The organism is Wolbachia endosymbiont of Wiebesia pumilae (assembly GCF_017869285.1).
GTDB classification, from domain to species: domain Bacteria; phylum Pseudomonadota; class Alphaproteobacteria; order Rickettsiales; family Anaplasmataceae; genus Wolbachia; species Wolbachia pipientis.
Genome location: NZ_CP054557.1, coordinates 690733 through 707313, shown reverse-complemented (window position 1 = coordinate 707313; position 16581 = coordinate 690733). Strand labels below are relative to the sequence as shown.

At 35.4% G+C, this 16581-nt stretch carries 15 protein-coding genes and 1 pseudogene; 10 read left to right on the top strand and 6 right to left on the bottom strand.

Features of this window, described 5'->3' with window-relative positions:
- The 3 genes from infB to ubiA are packed head-to-tail and all read left to right on the top strand — an operon-like array spanning position 1 to position 3594.
- On the top strand, positions 1–2325 hold the full coding sequence (gene infB / locus HUB92_RS03655) for a translation initiation factor IF-2 (protein WP_209472404.1): 2325 nt from the start codon (positions 1–3) through the stop codon (positions 2323–2325).
- Positions 2326–2334: 9 nt separating this feature from the next.
- Positions 2335–2733, top strand: coding sequence for a ribosome-binding factor A (locus tag HUB92_RS03650; protein ID WP_209472402.1), 399 nt, complete (start codon positions 2335–2337; stop codon positions 2731–2733).
- A gap of 3 nt (positions 2734–2736) precedes the next feature.
- Positions 2737–3594: a 4-hydroxybenzoate octaprenyltransferase gene (gene ubiA / locus HUB92_RS03645; RefSeq protein WP_182319897.1), complete on the top strand. Its 858-nt coding sequence runs from the start codon at positions 2737–2739 to the stop codon at positions 3592–3594.
- A gap of 785 nt (positions 3595–4379) precedes the next feature.
- On the opposite strand, the gene HUB92_RS03640 is transcribed toward ubiA, so the two are convergent.
- From HUB92_RS03640 to HUB92_RS03630, 3 genes are all read right to left on the bottom strand, one after another.
- Positions 4380–5858 (bottom strand): UbiD family decarboxylase, encoded by a 1479-nt coding sequence (locus HUB92_RS03640; RefSeq protein WP_209472400.1) that lies wholly within the window; start codon positions 5856–5858, stop codon positions 4380–4382.
- A gap of 95 nt (positions 5859–5953) precedes the next feature.
- Entirely contained in the window at positions 5954–7033 is a 1080-nt protein-coding gene (locus HUB92_RS03635; RefSeq protein WP_182319894.1) for a Fic family protein, read from the bottom strand.
- A 10-nt stretch (positions 7034–7043) separates the two neighbouring features.
- The gene (locus tag HUB92_RS03630) at positions 7044–7196 is read right to left on the bottom strand and encodes a hypothetical protein (RefSeq protein WP_007548541.1); all 153 of its coding nucleotides are present in this window, start codon (positions 7194–7196) and stop codon (positions 7044–7046) included.
- A gap of 325 nt (positions 7197–7521) precedes the next feature.
- Between HUB92_RS03630 and HUB92_RS03625 the strand changes: the two genes are divergently transcribed.
- The 3 genes from HUB92_RS03625 to HUB92_RS03615 all read left to right on the top strand — a co-directional run bounded on the left by HUB92_RS03625 (position 7522) and on the right by HUB92_RS03615 (position 9973).
- Positions 7522–8280 carry a DsbA family protein gene (locus tag HUB92_RS03625; protein WP_010963174.1) on the top strand — a complete coding sequence of 253 codons (759 nt, stop codon included), beginning with the start codon at positions 7522–7524 and terminating at the stop codon, positions 8278–8280.
- 190 nt (positions 8281–8470) lie between these two features.
- Positions 8471–9067, top strand: a complete 597-nt coding sequence (locus tag HUB92_RS03620; protein WP_209472398.1) for a TIGR02217 family protein — start codon at positions 8471–8473, stop codon at positions 9065–9067.
- Between the two features lie 139 nt (positions 9068–9206).
- Positions 9207–9973, top strand: a protein-coding gene (locus HUB92_RS03615; RefSeq protein ID WP_410543338.1) for an IS5 family transposase whose coding sequence is annotated in 2 segments (ribosomal slippage) — positions 9207–9534 and positions 9534–9973 — 768 coding nt in all. Because the reading frame shifts where the segments join, the coding sequence is not laid out codon by codon here.
- A 121-nt stretch (positions 9974–10094) separates the two neighbouring features.
- Here the strand turns inward: HUB92_RS03615 and HUB92_RS03610 are convergent.
- The 3 genes and pseudogenes from HUB92_RS03610 to HUB92_RS03600 form a co-directional block, all read right to left on the bottom strand.
- Positions 10095–10241: a diacylglycerol kinase gene (locus tag HUB92_RS03610; protein WP_244663030.1), complete on the bottom strand. Its 147-nt coding sequence runs from the start codon at positions 10239–10241 to the stop codon at positions 10095–10097.
- Positions 10242–10338: 97 nt separating this feature from the next.
- Positions 10339–11118 (bottom strand): annotated as a pseudogene (locus HUB92_RS07260) (EndoU domain-containing protein).
- 49 nt (positions 11119–11167) lie between these two features.
- Positions 11168–12364 (bottom strand): phosphoglycerate kinase, encoded by a 1197-nt coding sequence (locus HUB92_RS03600; protein ID WP_010963073.1) that lies wholly within the window; start codon positions 12362–12364, stop codon positions 11168–11170.
- 825 nt (positions 12365–13189) lie between these two features.
- On the opposite strand from HUB92_RS03600, the gene HUB92_RS03595 reads away from it, so the two are divergent.
- The 4 genes from HUB92_RS03595 to HUB92_RS03580 all read left to right on the top strand — a co-directional run bounded on the left by HUB92_RS03595 (position 13190) and on the right by HUB92_RS03580 (position 16540).
- Positions 13190–13711, top strand: coding sequence for a cytochrome b (locus tag HUB92_RS03595; protein ID WP_010082022.1), 522 nt, complete (start codon positions 13190–13192; stop codon positions 13709–13711).
- A gap of 5 nt (positions 13712–13716) precedes the next feature.
- Entirely contained in the window at positions 13717–14745 is a 1029-nt protein-coding gene (locus HUB92_RS03590; protein ID WP_209472394.1) for an NAD(P)H-dependent flavin oxidoreductase, read from the top strand.
- Positions 14746–14858: 113 nt separating this feature from the next.
- Positions 14859–16064, top strand: a complete 1206-nt coding sequence (locus tag HUB92_RS03585; RefSeq protein WP_209472392.1) for a hypothetical protein — start codon at positions 14859–14861, stop codon at positions 16062–16064.
- A 101-nt stretch (positions 16065–16165) separates the two neighbouring features.
- The gene (locus HUB92_RS03580) at positions 16166–16540 is read left to right on the top strand and encodes a hypothetical protein (protein ID WP_022626145.1); all 375 of its coding nucleotides are present in this window, start codon (positions 16166–16168) and stop codon (positions 16538–16540) included.
- The last annotated feature ends 41 nt before the right edge of the window (positions 16541–16581 follow it).

The following is a 16581-nucleotide window of genomic DNA, read 5'->3' as shown; positions in this document are numbered from 1 at the left end:
ATGAATAATGAAGATATCAGTGATAAAAAATTAACGCTCCAAGGTTTAAGCAAGCTTAAATTAGACCTCAATTTAAACTCTTCAGCTAGCCCAAGTACTGGAGCTACAGTAGTAAAAAAAAGAAGAAAAAAATCTCATGATGCAGAAGAACATAATTTATTTGACGAGAGTAAATTATGTTCTTTAACAGAGAAAGAACAAATTTTTCGCATTAATGCTGTGCAGAATGCTGCTTTGCTGAAAGAAAGAAATCAGAGAGAAGAAAAAGAGAAAACAGCAAAAGAAGATAGCAATAAAGAGATTGACGAGAAAAATGAAGCGGACGCCTTATCTAAGGAAATAAATAAGCAAGTTTTAAGTAATACCCACTTAGTTGAACCAAAAGAAGATAGTATTGACCATGAGGACAACGATAAAAAGTCTTTTAAAGTCAACAAAGATATATATTCTAAGCATTCTAAACTGGTAATTGCACAGGCAATAGATGAAAAAACTGAACAACCCCCTGTATTTAAGCAAAGGTTTGGTATAAGAGGTAGAAAGTCAAAGTTTACTAAGGGTAAAAATATATCAAGAGAAGTTATTATACCAGACAAAATAACTATCAGGGAGTTATCTATTCGCATGGCAGAAGATAGCAAGAGTGTGCTAAAAATGTTCAAAGAAGAAGTCGGTGAGAGTTATAGAGTAGATGATCTGGTGGATCCAGATATAGCATGTGAAATAGTGGAAAAATTTAATCATACGGCTAAACGAGTGAGCGATACCAACAGAGAAAAAGATTTATTTTTTATAGAAGGCAGAGAAAGCCTGCCTAAAAAACCTAAACCACCAATCGTCACTTTTATGGGACACGTCGATCATGGTAAAACCTCATTGCTCGATGCATTTCGTGAATCTAATGTTGCAGGAAGAGAGTCAGGTGGCATAACTCAACACATAGGTGCTTATCAAATAACGACAAAAGATAAGCAAAAAATTACCTTTATTGATACACCAGGACATGAAGCGTTCACTGCGATGCGTGCACGTGGTGCCAATATTACTAATATAGTTGTAATAGTAGTTGCAGCTGACGATGGAATCATGAAACAAACAGTTGAAGCAATAAATCATGCAAAAGCAGCAAATGTTTCTATTATAGTTGCTATTAATAAAATTGATAAATCTGAGCCTGGTGATGTGGAGAAAGTAATGAGTAGCTTACCTCAATATGATCTCATTCCTGAAGAGCTTGGTGGTGATGTTATGATTGTGCCAGTATCAGCAAAAAAGAAAACTAATTTAGATAAACTAGAAGAGACGATTTTGTTAATCGCTGAATTAATGAAGCTAGAAGCAATAGAAGATTGTCGAGCACTTGGATGGGTAATAGAATCCAAAATAGATAAAGCGAAAGGAATATCAGCTACATTGATAGTTGAGGAAGGAACGTTAAAGGTTGGTGATATATTGGTAGTTGGTACAACATACAGTAAAGTACGTAGTATGGTTAATCACCTTGGTCAAAGAGAAAAAGCAGCACTACCCTCTGCTCCAATTGAAATTACTGGTCTAAATGGTGTACCAAATGCTGGAGATAAATTTGTTGTTGTAAATTCTGAAAAGCAGGCGCGTGAAATTGTTGAATACAGGCTAGAGTTAATCAAGAAAAAGAAAGAAGATTTGGGCGACAATAATTTAGATATATTCAGTCGTAATAACAGCGAAACAGAAGAACTATCTGTAGTTTTAAAGTGCGATGTAACTGGTTCTATTGAAGCAATATCAAGTTCAATTGATAAACTCGGTAAAGACCAAGTGAAATTAAATATCCTACACAAAGCAGTAGGAGGGATAACAGATTCAGATGTGCTGCTTGCAGAAGCATCAAGTGCAGTAATTTTAGCTTTTAATGTAAAAGTGGACTCAAAAATAAGGGACTTGGCAAAACAAAAAGGTATAGAAATACATACTTATAACATAATATACGAGCTCATTGACGACATGAGAATGTATTTAACTAAAATGTTAAAGCCTGTTACACGAGAGGTTCGTGTTGGTTCTGCATCTGTAAGGCAAATATTTAATGTATCTAAAGCTGGTAATATCATTGGATGTTATGTAAGTGATGGAGTCATAAAAAAAGATTCTTTAATTAAGGTAATGCGTGGTGGCAAATTGGTGCATGAAGGAAAGTTAAAAGCACTACGTAGATTTAAAGATGATGTTAAAGAAGTAGGTGTAAACTTTGAATGCGGAGTATCACTAGAGGGTAATGTCGATATTAAAGTTGGAGATATTTTGGAAGCTTATCAATTAGTGCAAGAAGAAAGGGTGTTATAGTAGCTGGATATGAAAAAGGAAATTAGAAACCTAAAGATAGCATCGGTATTGCATAGAGCAATATCAAGAGTTCTAATGGAAGGTAAGGTGTTCAATAAAAATGTAGCGGTATCTGACGTAAAATTAAGTAAAGATTTGAAAAAAGCAGATGTATATATTGTGTTATCTTCATTGAATATTCAAGTAGCTGACTACTTAGATCCAGAAAAAAGACGCACTGGAGATCCTTCTGAGAATAATTGTGATCTTAACACCGTTGTTAATGAAATGAACCAATCTGCATGGTCAATACGTAAATCTATACTGTGTTATGTTGATTTGCGATTTATACCTGAACTAGTTTTCAAGCCTGACTTAGCGTTCGATAATTTTGTTAATGTAAGCAAAATATTACATAATCACACTTAATTAATGCATTTCAATCGTTACTTTTCATTAATGAGGTTGCACAGTTTAACGGGTTTGTGGCTTGTGCTATTTCCCAGTTTGAGCGGTATTCTTTTAGCCTCAACTTCTCTATCGTATCAGGTTCTTTTTCTCCTTGTTTTGTTTACTATAGGTGCATTTTTAATGAGACCCGCAGGGTGCATAATCAATGATATCTTCGATAGAAAAATAGATGCGCACGTTGAACGAACAAAATATAGGCCACTTGCAAGTGGTGCATTAAACATAAAGCAGGCTTTGGCTTTACTTTCACTGCTACTGTCTATTGCCCTGGTAATCTTATTATTAACTAATAAAACTACACTCATACTTGGAATAATCTCAATGTGTATGATAGCTACTTACCCTTTATTAAAGCGGTATGTTTGGTGGCCACAATTGTTCTTAGGGTTTACCTTCAATATGGGATCGCTCATGGGCTCAGCAGCAATAACAAACCAGATCAGTATAGAATCCTTGCTGTTTTATATAGGATGCGTCTTTTGGACACTTAGCTATGACACCATATACGCCCATCAAGATAAAAAAGATGATGAAAAACTCGGGATGAAATCTACCGCATTATATTTTGGTGATACAACAAAATCTTGGTTGAAAAGATTTTATTTAATATCTCTTATGACGTGGCTATATGCTGGTATCTTATCATCATTAAATAACATTTTTTATATTGCTCTACTTGCTGTAGGGTTCATATTTCACCGCCAATACAAAAATTTCAATCCTGACGATCCCAGTCAATGCATGTCCATATTTAAAAATAATTCCTACGTAGGGTTGCTTCTCTTTTTTGGCATCCTTTTAGATAGAATTATCACCTAGGTCTCAAGAGTTTTGGCTCTAATGAAGTCAATAAACTCAGGTACTCGCAGAAACGAAAATTGCTTGACACCCTTCGCCAGCCCTCTTATCATGAAACTGAAGCTATTGTATTTGCTTTCGCCAATCTGCAGATTAAAAGGTAAGGATTACTTAATGTATCGGCGTCTTATGTTCAATTTTTTGCAGTATATAGATACTGTATGTCTTTACAAAACTTCATCTACATCTAGATTTTTATCTAAATAAGCTGAACGCGCTTATAAAGCGTTACAAGACATCAAAAAATGCCAATACTCGACAGAGATAGTAAAAGACTAGCTAACTCGGGGATTCTTTGTCTTTTTTTCTGCTTAGTAAATTTCTTAAACATTTGCAGCGTAAGTTAGTTGCAATTAAAAGCGGCTGAATCTCGCTTGTCAAGCGTTTAAAACATAAAAAACGCCAATATTTTAAAGCGGATAATAACCCCAGGGCTTCTTTTGCCTTTTTTTTCATTTGGTAAATTTCTTAATATTTACAGCTAAACAACAACCGTCATCCCTAAGTATCCCGCTGCTTGTTAGCGGCTGAGATACCGCGAATGAATCGCGGTATGACGGTTCGCGGCAGGATGACGATAAGCTCGTCATCCCACTACTTGTTAGCGGCTAAGAGATACCGCGGCGGTATAGCTATAGGATGACAAAAAAAGGGCACTGTGACGAACTTAAATCACAATTATCAGTTAATGCAAATCGCGGCATTATAAAAAACGCCAAACTTTTTTCTGCTTTTATGCAAGAAGTCTAGTCCATATATTCCTCCCACTTCTCCGCGACTTTCCTTACTATTTCCTCACTCATCTCAATTTTCTTTCCCCACTCTCGTTTGGTTTCAGGCGGGATTTTATTTGTCGCATCAAATCCCATTTTACCTCCAAGTCCACTTTCAGGGGAAGCAAAGTCTAAATAATCAATAGGTACACTTTCTATCATGATTGTATCACGCACAGGGTCCATCCTAGTTGACATTGCCCACATTACTTCCTTCCAATCACGTACATTTATATCATTATCAACAACGATAATAAACTTCGTGTATAAAAACTGCTTTAGAAAAGAAAGTATGCCCATAACAATTCTTTTTGCCTGCCCTGGATAGGATTTTTTTATCGACACTATCGCTATTCTATATGAGCAACCTTCCGGTGGCAGATAAAAGTCCACTATCTCTGGAAATTGATTGATAAGAATGGGCACAAAAATTTCATTGAGTGCTTCACCAAGAATCGATGGTTCATCAGGTGGCTTGCCAGTGAAAGTGCTAAGATATATCGGGTTTTTACGCATAGTAATTGCAGTAATATTAAATTCAGGAAATTGCTCAACAGAATTATAGTAGCCGGTGTGATCTCCGTATGGCCCTTCGTCTTGATATCTATCCAAACTCACATAGCCTTCCAGAACGATTTCCGCGTGAGCTGGCACTTGAAGTGGAATAGTCTTACAATTTACAAGCTCAAGCGGCTTCTTTCGCAGTAGTCCAGCAAATTGGTATTCTGACAATGTTTCTGGCACTGGAGTTACTGCAGCAATAATCGTTGCAGGATCACTACCGATCACAGCAGCAGCAGGAAATTTCATATTTTGTTCCTTCTCTTTCCATCGTTTGTGGTGACCTGCACCACCACGATGTGCAAGCCAACGCATTAGAGTCGTTTTTTTATCTATGACCTGCATACGATATATTCCAAGATTGAAATTATCTTGTTTGTCTTTCGTAGGTCCTTTTGTCACCACAATTGGCCAGGTGATAAGTGGTGCAGGTTCATTTGGCCAGCATGTTTGAATGGGCAGTAGACTTAGGTCCACTTCATCTCCGGTTAGCACTACCTCTTGACATGGAGCCTTGCTCACGACTTTACTTCGCATCGATAACACGACTTTCAACAAAGGAAACATTTTTATAGCATCCTTAAAGTTTTTTGGCGGCTCAGGTGATTGCAAAAATGCTAAAAGTTTACCAAGATCTCTTAGTTCATCAGGATTTATGTTCAACCCCAATGCAATCCTCTTAATAGTACCAAATAAATTCACCAAAACAGGAATCGAATTTTTACCATTTTCTGTGACAACATTTTCAAAAATGATCGCTGGCCCTTTGTTTGACAAAACCCTACGGTGAATTTCTGTCATTTCAAGAACTGTTGAAACTTTCTCCTTAATTCTAATCAGATTCTTTTTTTCTTCTAAGGCTTTGATGAAGTCGCGTAAGTTGTTGTACATATTCCAGTTTTTAAAATTTTAAGTTTACATTTAGTTTTCAAGCACTTTATTGAAATTTGACCTATGCACTACTTTCCTGCCTAGCGAGCTTTCAGTTAATTTGAGATCAAATCCTCATATTGCTTACTAAGTTTGTATTTCCTTCCTCTATTGGAAAAATCTACAATCTTGATAAACCCCATTTCCACCCACTTTTTACAAAGTTGCGCACTGGTACGAGGCTTAAAATTAAATAGTTCGCCAACCTGACTAGCTGTAATAGCGGAAAACTCCTGGAAGAGCTCAAGAGCTTTGCGTTGTTTAGGATCAAGCTTACGTATAAGATCAGTCTGATCAGCGTGGTATTCTTCTTTATTTATACGTTGTAAAACGTTCTCAAATGAATTTGCCATACCTTCTACAAAATACTCCACCCACTTAGTAATATCTGCTTCAGCTCGTCCCATGTAATAGTTGTGCGATGGACCTATACTGATTGCTTCATAATACGCTCCTAGATTCTTAGCATAATATTCTTCCAATGAATAAAGTCCTTTTAGGTCATACCCACCAAGGTGTAAAATTAATGTAGTCAACAATCTTGCAGTACGACCATTACCGTCATAGTAAGGGTGAATTGTTACAAATTGATAATGCGCAATACCTGCAATAATTGGGCAAGGCACTTGCTCACTGTTACGAATCCAATCAATCATACTGCTCATGAGCTTTGGTACATCCTTTGCTTCAGGTGGCATATAAATTATTGCACGTGTAAGACTATCGCGGATAACATTTTGACCATCACGATAAGGTGTTGATTTTATTTTAGATTTTCCACTTGCTATTACTAGAGCATGTAGTGTTTGAACAGCTTTCTCAGTAATGGGTATTCTCCTTGCTGCCCATTGTTCAACTTGAGTTAAAGCTGCATAATATCCTTTAACCTCATTTTCATCTCTCCTATATTTTGGAAAGTGGCTTTTACCACTTAAAACCTCTTCAATCTGTTTAGGTTCAAGTCGATTTCCTTCAATCATAGTAGAATAGTGTGTGGTATAAAGCCGTGCAGTTTCACGAAGAGACAAAAGCATTGATACAGTGAGCGGCAAATGTAACACTTTTTCTTTTGCTGCTTCAATCCTTATAAGACAACTAGCAATTTTAGAAGTAATCGTATAATTCGGCATCGGCATAATATCTGCATTACATTACTTCTATATTATGCTGATAAAATGCAGATAATACAACATTTACACGACGCCGACCATAAACAGCAATAAATTCGGCTGATTGAGAAAGAAGTTTGTCTTGTAGAATAGCTATTTCTTTTTCTCTGCCAATTATTGGTTCACTCATATGTTTATTCCGCGGAAAATTATACACAGCGGAATAAAATTATCAACTTTGTTTTACCGCCGTATTTACAGCGTGGCGGTAAAAGATAGAGCATCTCATAATTGGCTATTCTGGAGGTAGTTTTGTCACTTGCATCACCAATTCTTCTGATGAACTTTGTGGTAATGTGCTTGAGTTTTATTGTGTAAAGTTTGCATTTGAGGCAAAACTGGTTATAAAATACACTTGATACAAATGTTTTTATATATTAACATTAGATGCTTCTTTTAATATACAGATAAATGTGTACTAAAAGTTTTATGTTGTAGGTTTTTAAATAAATTGTATGTCTAGAATATCGTTTTTATTAATTTTAATAATAGCAATAGCAAGCTTGCCGATAATAAACAATTGGCTTTCAAATCGCAGCCAAATGCTAAACGATGATTATATAGGTGAGAAATTAGATAATTATATAAGCAGAAATTTTGATAAGATCGTAAAAACTCTCAAAGAGGAGTCGATTAAAAGTAGTTACGCTGCTCGAGATAATGTAACCAAAAGTAAAATTTCACAATACAAGGATCAAATATTTGACCTTACTTATCCTTACTCCGGAAATGAAAATAGTAGTGTTATAGCTGTAGGCTTCCTTGACTATTCTTGTGGACATTGCAAAGCTATAAAGAATGATATAAAGCAGTTAATTAACGACGGCAAAATTAAGTATATCTTTAGGGATGCTCCAATACTTGGTAACGCTTCTTTAAAGGCAGCAAAAAGTGCTTTAGCTGTCTATTTTCTCGATAAAGAAAAATATTTCGATTTTCACCATGCTGCTTTAAGTCACAAAGGAGAATTTTCAGACGAAAGCATATTGGATATAGTGAAAAACATAGGGATTGATGAGGACGATTTTAATGATTCCATAAAAGATAACGCGGACAAAATTGAGCAAATGATAAACAACAGTAGGCTTCTAGTAAGAGATTTGGGAGTAGGTGGTACACCTTTTTTAATAATTGGAGATAGCCTGTTTGTAGGAGCAACTGATTTGAATGTATTACGCAAAAAAGTAGATGAATTAAGTCACAAGCAAGGCTAGTTACAGTTTGCCATAAAATTTTATTTTTTTGCTTGACAACTCAAATGAACCTGAGTATAGTAACTGTGGGTGTGACAGCAGTTTAACTCAGTAGTCTCATCCACTTTCCATAGCGTCATTTACTATGTGAAACGCTTTCAAATTACAACATTTTCTTCAACCAAACTATTTTACTTTCACAGGAGGGTATATGTCATTCACAGAAATTAGATTTCCAGAAAATATATCTTATGGTTCCACTGGAGGACCGGAATTTTCCACTGACGTTGTAACAACTCACAATGGTTGTGAACAGCGCAACATCAATTGGTCTCATGCACGCACTAGATACAACATAGCTTACGGGGTCAGATCAAACGAGCAACTACTGGAACTAATAACATTTTTTCATGCACGAAAAGGTAAAGCAACAGGGTTTCGTTTTAAGGATTGGTCGGATTTTATAGCCATTAATCAAGAGATTGGTATAGGAGATAACAAAAAAACGACTTTTCAGCTAATCAAAACTTATGTAAGTGGGGAAGATAAGCATATACGTATGATCAAAAAGCCAGTACATGGGACAGTAAAGATTTATTTAAATGGTAAAGAAGAGAGTGAATATTCAGTAAATTATTCAACTGGAGAAATAACATTTATGAAGCCACCAGTAAAAGATGTGATAATCACTGCGAGCTTTGAATTTGATGTGCCCGTGCGCTTTGATACAGATTACTTAAATGCTTCTATTGATGACTATGGAAGCAATAGCTGGAATAATATCCCCTTGGTGGAAGTGAAATTTTAGTTATAAGCGAGCATAGATCCACATCATAGTAGGGCTACTAGTCACCATCAATTGAAAAAATTAAGCACCACTGAGAGCCTGTCTTGAAAAGAAATGAGAAAGAGAATATGATGAGATAAGTAAAAAATAGTAGGTAAAAATGTATCCAAGTGATATAAGTGACAAAGAATGGGAAATTTTGGAGCCAAGTGTTGCACAAGGTGCAGTAGGACGGCCAAGAAAGTACAATATTAGAACAATTATTAATGCAATAAGATACATAATGAAAGGTGGTTGCCAGTGGAGAATGCTGCCAAAAGATTTTCCGCCATGGAAAACGGTGTATGATTATTTTCTCAGGTGGCGTAATAGTGGCAAATTGGAAGAAATACACGATATGTTAGTAAAAAAGGTAAGAAAAATGGTTGGCAAAAATGAAATACCTTCGGTAGGAATAATTGACAGTCAATCAGTGAAAACCACTCAAAAAGGGGATCCAGAGGATATGATGCTGGCAAGAAAATAAAGGGTAGAAAACGTCACATCATTGTGGATACAATAGGCCTAATTATTACAGCTGATGTTCATAGTGCAGGCATTCAAGATCGTGATGGTGCTCTAAATCTTTTTACTCAAGCTAAACGAAAAGCTTCAACGCTACAAAGGTTTCTCGCTGATCAGGGATATATTGGTAAATTGCAAAATTACTGTTTATTGAAAACAGGATGTTTATTGACGATTACTAAAAAAGCAGCTGATGCTGTAGGATTTCAAGTTATTCCTAAACGGTGGATTGTTGAAAGAACTTTTGCTTGGCTTTCCAATTTTAGACGTATGAGCAAGGATTATGAGCATTCTCCTCTTACTTCAAAAACTAATATCTCCTTTAATATGATTACTATTATGCTTGCTAAATTAGCTGCTTAGTTCCTTTCAAGACAGGTTCTTATAGCTCTTTTTACAATAATCCGAACAGACCGTAATATGCTACTGGCCTGCTATAGCCATAAACACATATCTTATCGCATTCGGACTATTATAAGAAAGGCTATACATCCAAAACAAACAAAATTGAGACACATACTATAAAAAGCAGTAACTCCTGTCTGAACGCAATTTCTGATATAAAAGCTGATTTTATTCCTTCACAAGAGTATTGAATTGCTTTTATTAGACGAATAATGCCCTTCTTCATTATTATTCACAAAACCCTTTAATCAAAATTTTAACTCATTTAGATTTGCTACACCCTATAGCATTTTTATCATTTGTTCACCCTATTGGTTTTGAAATTAAGATTTACCGCAACTACAATAAGTACTCTTATCATCACATTTTGGTGTTAAGTCAGGATAGAACGTGAGTATAGCATCATTCTTTCTTACAAACACTGATTGATAATTGTCATCTTCCATTTCATATAGACACATTCCATCTTTTCCTAATTCCTTAAACGCCTTAGTTGCAGAAATTATCGGCATGAAGGTTATATGCGTATCCATTTGGGCATTTAACTTTCACTTCCCCATCCTTACCCAAATATTTCATTCCAAATGTATAAACCGGCGGCTTAATATCTGATTCATTGCACAGGATTCCAACTGCCCATTTATCCTCTTGAGCTTCAACATATCTACCTACAAAATGCATACCACCTAATTTATCGTTTGGCTCACCACAAAAAATATGTCCAAACCCTATAGTTTCTTTTTCACTTCCACTATTTGTAAACCAAATGTTAGCCAGTTCATCTTTAAGTAACTCCAAATCCGCATCTGGCGTAATCACTTATATATTCCTTTCACTACTTCTTGATGCTGCGGACAACTAAGTAAAATTTTGAAATCTTCTTTATCTGGATGTGCTCCCCAATCTCCACAAACTTTCAACACTCCTCTATCGAAGTCAGTTAATTCTGAAACGGTGGCTGGTTGTGAACTGAAAAATGGTTCAAAATTGACTTCAACATTTTCTTCTACATAGCCGGTGTGAAAATAATGATCCTTAATATAAAAAATAAATCCTATTATTGGTATTATTAAACACAAAATTAGTTTAACTGTCTTCGACATAATCACGTTCACAAAAAAGCTAGCCTATAAGAAATAATTTAAAAAAGTTTTAATCTAATCGTTTTTGCAGAGCAGCAACTCCCGGCATTTCATCGCCACTTAACCAATCTAAAAATGCTCCTCCACCAGTGGAAACATATGTAAAATCCTTATCGGCAAGGCCTGCAGCGCTTATTGCAGATAGACTATCGCCTCCCCCTATTATGCTGGTTAACTTTCCTTTGTGCGTTAAGTCACTTACGATTTTCATTACCCCTATTGTACCGCTTGCAAAAGCTGAATGTTCAAAAACACCAATAGGTCCATTCCACAGCAGAGTCTTACTGCTTGCTATTATACTGCTTATTGTACTCAAAGTTTGTGGTCCGATATCCAAAATTATATCACCGTCCAAAATGGACTCAGTTCTTCTTGAAATACTAGTGCTGTAATCAGAGTTTACTGCAACCAGAACGTCTTCTGGCACAACTATTTTGCAATTGTTTTTATTTGCTGTTTCAAGAATATTATGCAGAAGGTCGTCAACACCATTTTGAAAGAAAGATTTCCCTATATTTACTTTGCTAAATGACAAAAAATTATTGGCTATTGCACCACCTAGAACTAGGTAATTAACCTTTTCTGTTAGCTTCATAAGCACTTTTATTTTAGTTGATATTTTAGCTCCCCCGACTATCGCAGTAATAGGTTTAGCTTTAAACGATACAGCTTTTTCAAGATACTTTAGCTCATCTTGCAAGCAAAACCCTGCATAAGAGGGTAAAAATTCTGTAATGCGTGAAATAGAAGCGTGAGCTCTGTGAGAGCAAGAAAATGCATCATTTACATATATATCCGCTAGAGATGCTAGTTGTTTGGCAAAATTTGAGTCACTTTGCTCTTCCTCTTTATAAAATCTTAGATTCTCTAGTAATATTATATCTCCTGCATCCATAACACTTACTGCTCTTTGTACTTTTTCACCAAAGCAATCGTCAATGAATTTCACTTTTTTATTTAGTAACTGCGATAAAGTGTCAATTACATTTTTTAGCGACAGATTATTGTCTCTGGCCTTTGGGCGTCCAAAATGTGATATAATAATAATCTTTGCACTCGCATTCACTAAATACTGAATAGTAGGCAATGCTCTCAAAATACGAGTGACGTCACGAATTTCTCCATCTTTTATAGGAACATTGAAGTCAACTCTGAGTAAGACGGTTTTATTGTGAAGATCACAATTTTCTATACTAGGTATATTCATTACAAAATTGAAGCTATAAAGTCACTATACAGCAGTTTGATCTAAAGTAAAGTTTTAAGCTTACGAACGTTTAAGGAAATTTGCATGCCAAACGCTTGACACTGGAACCTTATCGTCATGCCATCACGAACCGTCATACCGCCGGGTATCTCTTAGCCGCTAACACGTAGCGGGATACTTGACCTTTACAGGGATGACGATTGTCGTTTAGCCATAAATATTTAAGAAATTTACTAAACAGAAAAAAAGGCAAAAGAAGCCCCGTGGTTGGCTAATTACTTACATTATACTTTCAAGTATGGCGTTTTTTTATTCTAAACGCTTAATAACCGCGATTTAGCTGCTTTTTAATGCAACTAACCTTTAGTCATAAATGTTTAAGAAATTTACTAAACAGAAAAAAAGGCAAAAGAAACCCTAGGGTAGCTAATTATTCACTATCCATTTTTTAAGTTGGCGTTTTTTGATGTTTTAAATGCTTTATAAGCGTATTTCAACTTGTATAGGTAAAAACCTAGAAATTTGATAAAGACATAGAGTGCACATAGTGCAAAAAATTAAACATGAGACGCCAGATACGTTGAGTTTTTTTGTCATTTAATCTGTACAGAGAAGATAAATAAATAGCTTCAGTTTCATGATAAGGAGGCTGGCGGAGTTTGTCAAGTAAGTTTTTCGTTTAATCCGTTTCTTGATTTAGGTGCCCTTGACTTCCGGCTGGGTCGAATTTGTATAGCTACATTGTCGGTAAATCTAAATTGCTTTAATGATTTTGATTGAAAAATAGTTTTTCTATTATATAAATGCTACTTTAGGGTAATCAAAATGGAAGACGATAAATATAGCCTAGGTTTAAGGGTTATCCATTGGTTGATGGCTGTTTTTATTATCGGTATGCTTTGCTCTGGACTTTATATGAAAAGCTTACCACTTAGCAATGAAATTAAGTTCAACATATACGCTATTCATAAGGCTTGCGGTATCACTATTCTTGGATTAATCATAGTACGCATATTTTTTCGTGTCTTTACTTATGTTCCACCACTTCCAGCAAATTTTTCTCGGTTTGTAATCAATATAAGTAAAGCAGTACACTTTGGTTTATATTCTTTGATGGTGCTAATGCCACTATCTGGCTATGTCATGTCTTCTGCTTCTGGCAAACAGATCAAATATTTTTTTCATATCCCTTTGTTGATTAATCAAAACAAAGACCTAGCTAACACGGCTAACGAGCTACATTCGATGCTTGCATATTTTATGGTACTCTTTATAATCTTACATATACTTGGCGCCTTAAAACACACATTTATAGATAAACAAAACATTTTTAAACGTATGATATAGGTTATATGTTAAGTAGCCTCTGGAAAAAAGGGACAGATTTTCTTGGCAGTGAGTTTGCTATAATGGGTGGTGCTATGAGCTGGGTTTCAGAGAGAAACTTGGTCTCAGCAATCTCAAACGCTGGTGGTTTTGGTGTGATTGCATGTGGTGCAATGTTTCCAGACTTGCTAAAAAAAGAAATCATAGAGACGCAGCAATTAACTAACAAGCCATTTGGTGTAAATCTAATTACTATGCACCCAAAGTTGAGTGAGTTGATAGATGTGTGTATTGAAACGAAAGTGAGCCATATAGTGCTTGCCGGTGGACTGCCAACAAAGCCTAATATAGAAAAAATCAAGGGTGCAGGCATTAAAGTTATGTGCTTTGCACCAGCATTAAGCCTTGCGAAAAGGTTAGTAAAAATGGGAGTAGATGCATTAATAATAGAAGGAATGGAAGCAGGTGGGCATATAGGTCCAGTTAGCACTTCTGTTCTTGCACAAGAGATATTGCCTCATTTTAAAAATGAACAAATACCAGTGTTTGTTGCAGGTGGAATAGGAAGAGGTGAAATGATAGTTAATTACCTGGAAATGGGAGCAAGTGGCTGTCAAATAGGTACATTATTTGTCTGCACTAATGAGTCAATTGCCCACAAAAATTTCAAGGAAGTGTTTATTAAATCGGCCGCACGTAATGCAATACCTTCTGTACAGATAAGTGCTGATTTTCCTGTAATTCCTGTAAGAGCTATAGCCAACAAAGCAAGCGATGACTTCATGAAGCGTCAAAAAGAAGTTATTGATGAATACCAAAAGGGACAGATCTCAAAAGAAGATGGGCAGCTTGAAATAGAAAAGTTCTGGGCTGGAGCTTTAAGAAGGGCAGTGATTGAAGGAGATGTTGAAACAGGATCTTTAATGGCTGGCCAAAGTGTTGGCATGGTTGATAGGGAAAAGCCTGTAAAAGAAGTAGTGAATATGTTAGTTCAACAGGCAAACAATTATATTGAGAGCAAATCTGTAGAAGTAGAAAGCCCAGAAAGCAAATAGTTAAGCGACCTCACAATAAGCAAATTATCCATATATGGCATAATTGCCCAGTTTTAATGTAAAATTAACGCTAAAAAGGTATCTATACATTTTATTATGTATGGAGGAATGTTATGCTAAGTCCTTTAAAAAAATCTCAGAATAATACAGGAGATATTAACCAACAATTGCACAACACTATATACAAAAAGGTAACAAAAAAAACACATAATCATGAAAGCCCAAAAAAAAATGGAGATGGAACTATCAAAAAATGCATAGAGTTGTTCAAGAAAGAGGCTAATCCTAATGTATTAATTAAATTAGAAAAATCACTGAAAGAGCAAGAAGAATCTTATAATTATTACACCAAAAAATTTCTTCCAGTGTTGGAAACAGAAGTAATGAAATTAGAGGTCGAGCTTTCAGTATCTAACAATGAAAGAGAACAATTACAAAGATCACCAACAAGAAGAGGGAAAATATTAGAAATAATTTCAGGGATTACTAAAAGGAGCAGCAGTGTAAGCTCAATACCAAATGCTGTTGAAGAAAATATTGAAGATCAAATGCAGCTAGGACATATTGAAGAGCAAAACAACACACAAGAAACACCCTTGAATGTAGCTGAGAAAAAAAGTGGTGATACTAAAATACTTGGCCAATTAGATATTCCGAAAGAGGTATCTAGAAAATATAGTAAAGTTATGGAGCAATTAAAGAAGAATATAAAAACTCCTAAGCTTGGTAACGGTAGTGGTTCAGATAGTGGAATAAACTCACCTGGACTGAGTGAAAAAAACTCGATATCACCAATAAATAGTAGAAAAAACAGTTTAACATCAATAGCAAGCACTTCATCTGAGGAAAGTTTAAACTCAACATTGAGCTCTGTTGAAGAAGATAATGGCTTACAACCAGAGGGTGGAGAAAAAACTGAGTTATTAGAATCAAATTTGGAATCCCCAAAAGAAAACGAGACTCAAGTGCAGCCAGAGCAGACTGTAAAAAAAGAGCCAAAAATGCAAGAAAATGAAAACTCAGATGGTCAAGCAAATCCAGATCAAGTTAAGAAAGATATCCTACTTAAAAACCAACCCAATAACAGAAATCTTCACGTTGCACTTGTAGCAGGTTGTGCTCTCTCCACAATAGGGTGCATTGTTGCAGGAGCAATGACATCAGGATTGATAGGAGCAGGACTACTTGCTATGGCTGCAGTGTTTGCTATAGCAGCAGTAGCTGAATTGCATTCAAACTTCCTATCAAGTAAATTAACATCCATTAATGTGAGTCCTCTTGTTGATGATAAAGAGCTTACAGCATGTTCACGTCTGTAAAAATTAAATATGTGTTACTTGTAGTGGATAAGTGAATTCAGTTCTTGCCTATTGATATAAAAGTTGTTATATTTAAGAAATGTTTAAAAGGTATTTAGTTGATGCGCATTCAATTGAATAAAGTTTTGGTTTTTATAGCCTTATTAAGTTTCATTTTTGCATCATATTCTAGCGAAGCAAGTTCGGCGAGTGATGAATTAAAGGGTATACAAGAAACGGTAAAAAATTTTATTTCTTCATTTTCAGTTAAAGATACTGTAGAAAATATGAGTCCTTCAACAATCATAGGGTTGTGTATAGCTGCAGTGATACTTGCAGTAGTGTTCAGAGGTCTAATCTTTTTTATGATAATGTTTGGTGTACTGGTCCTGATGTTCGGTAGTACAGAAAAGGCAACAGACTACTTAAAAGAAAAATTTAACTTTGCAAAAGATATAAAATTACAATCCGATAGCGAAAAAAAAGATAAAAATTAAGATAGTATTTTTATCTTTTTTAATTATCTTTATTGAATACG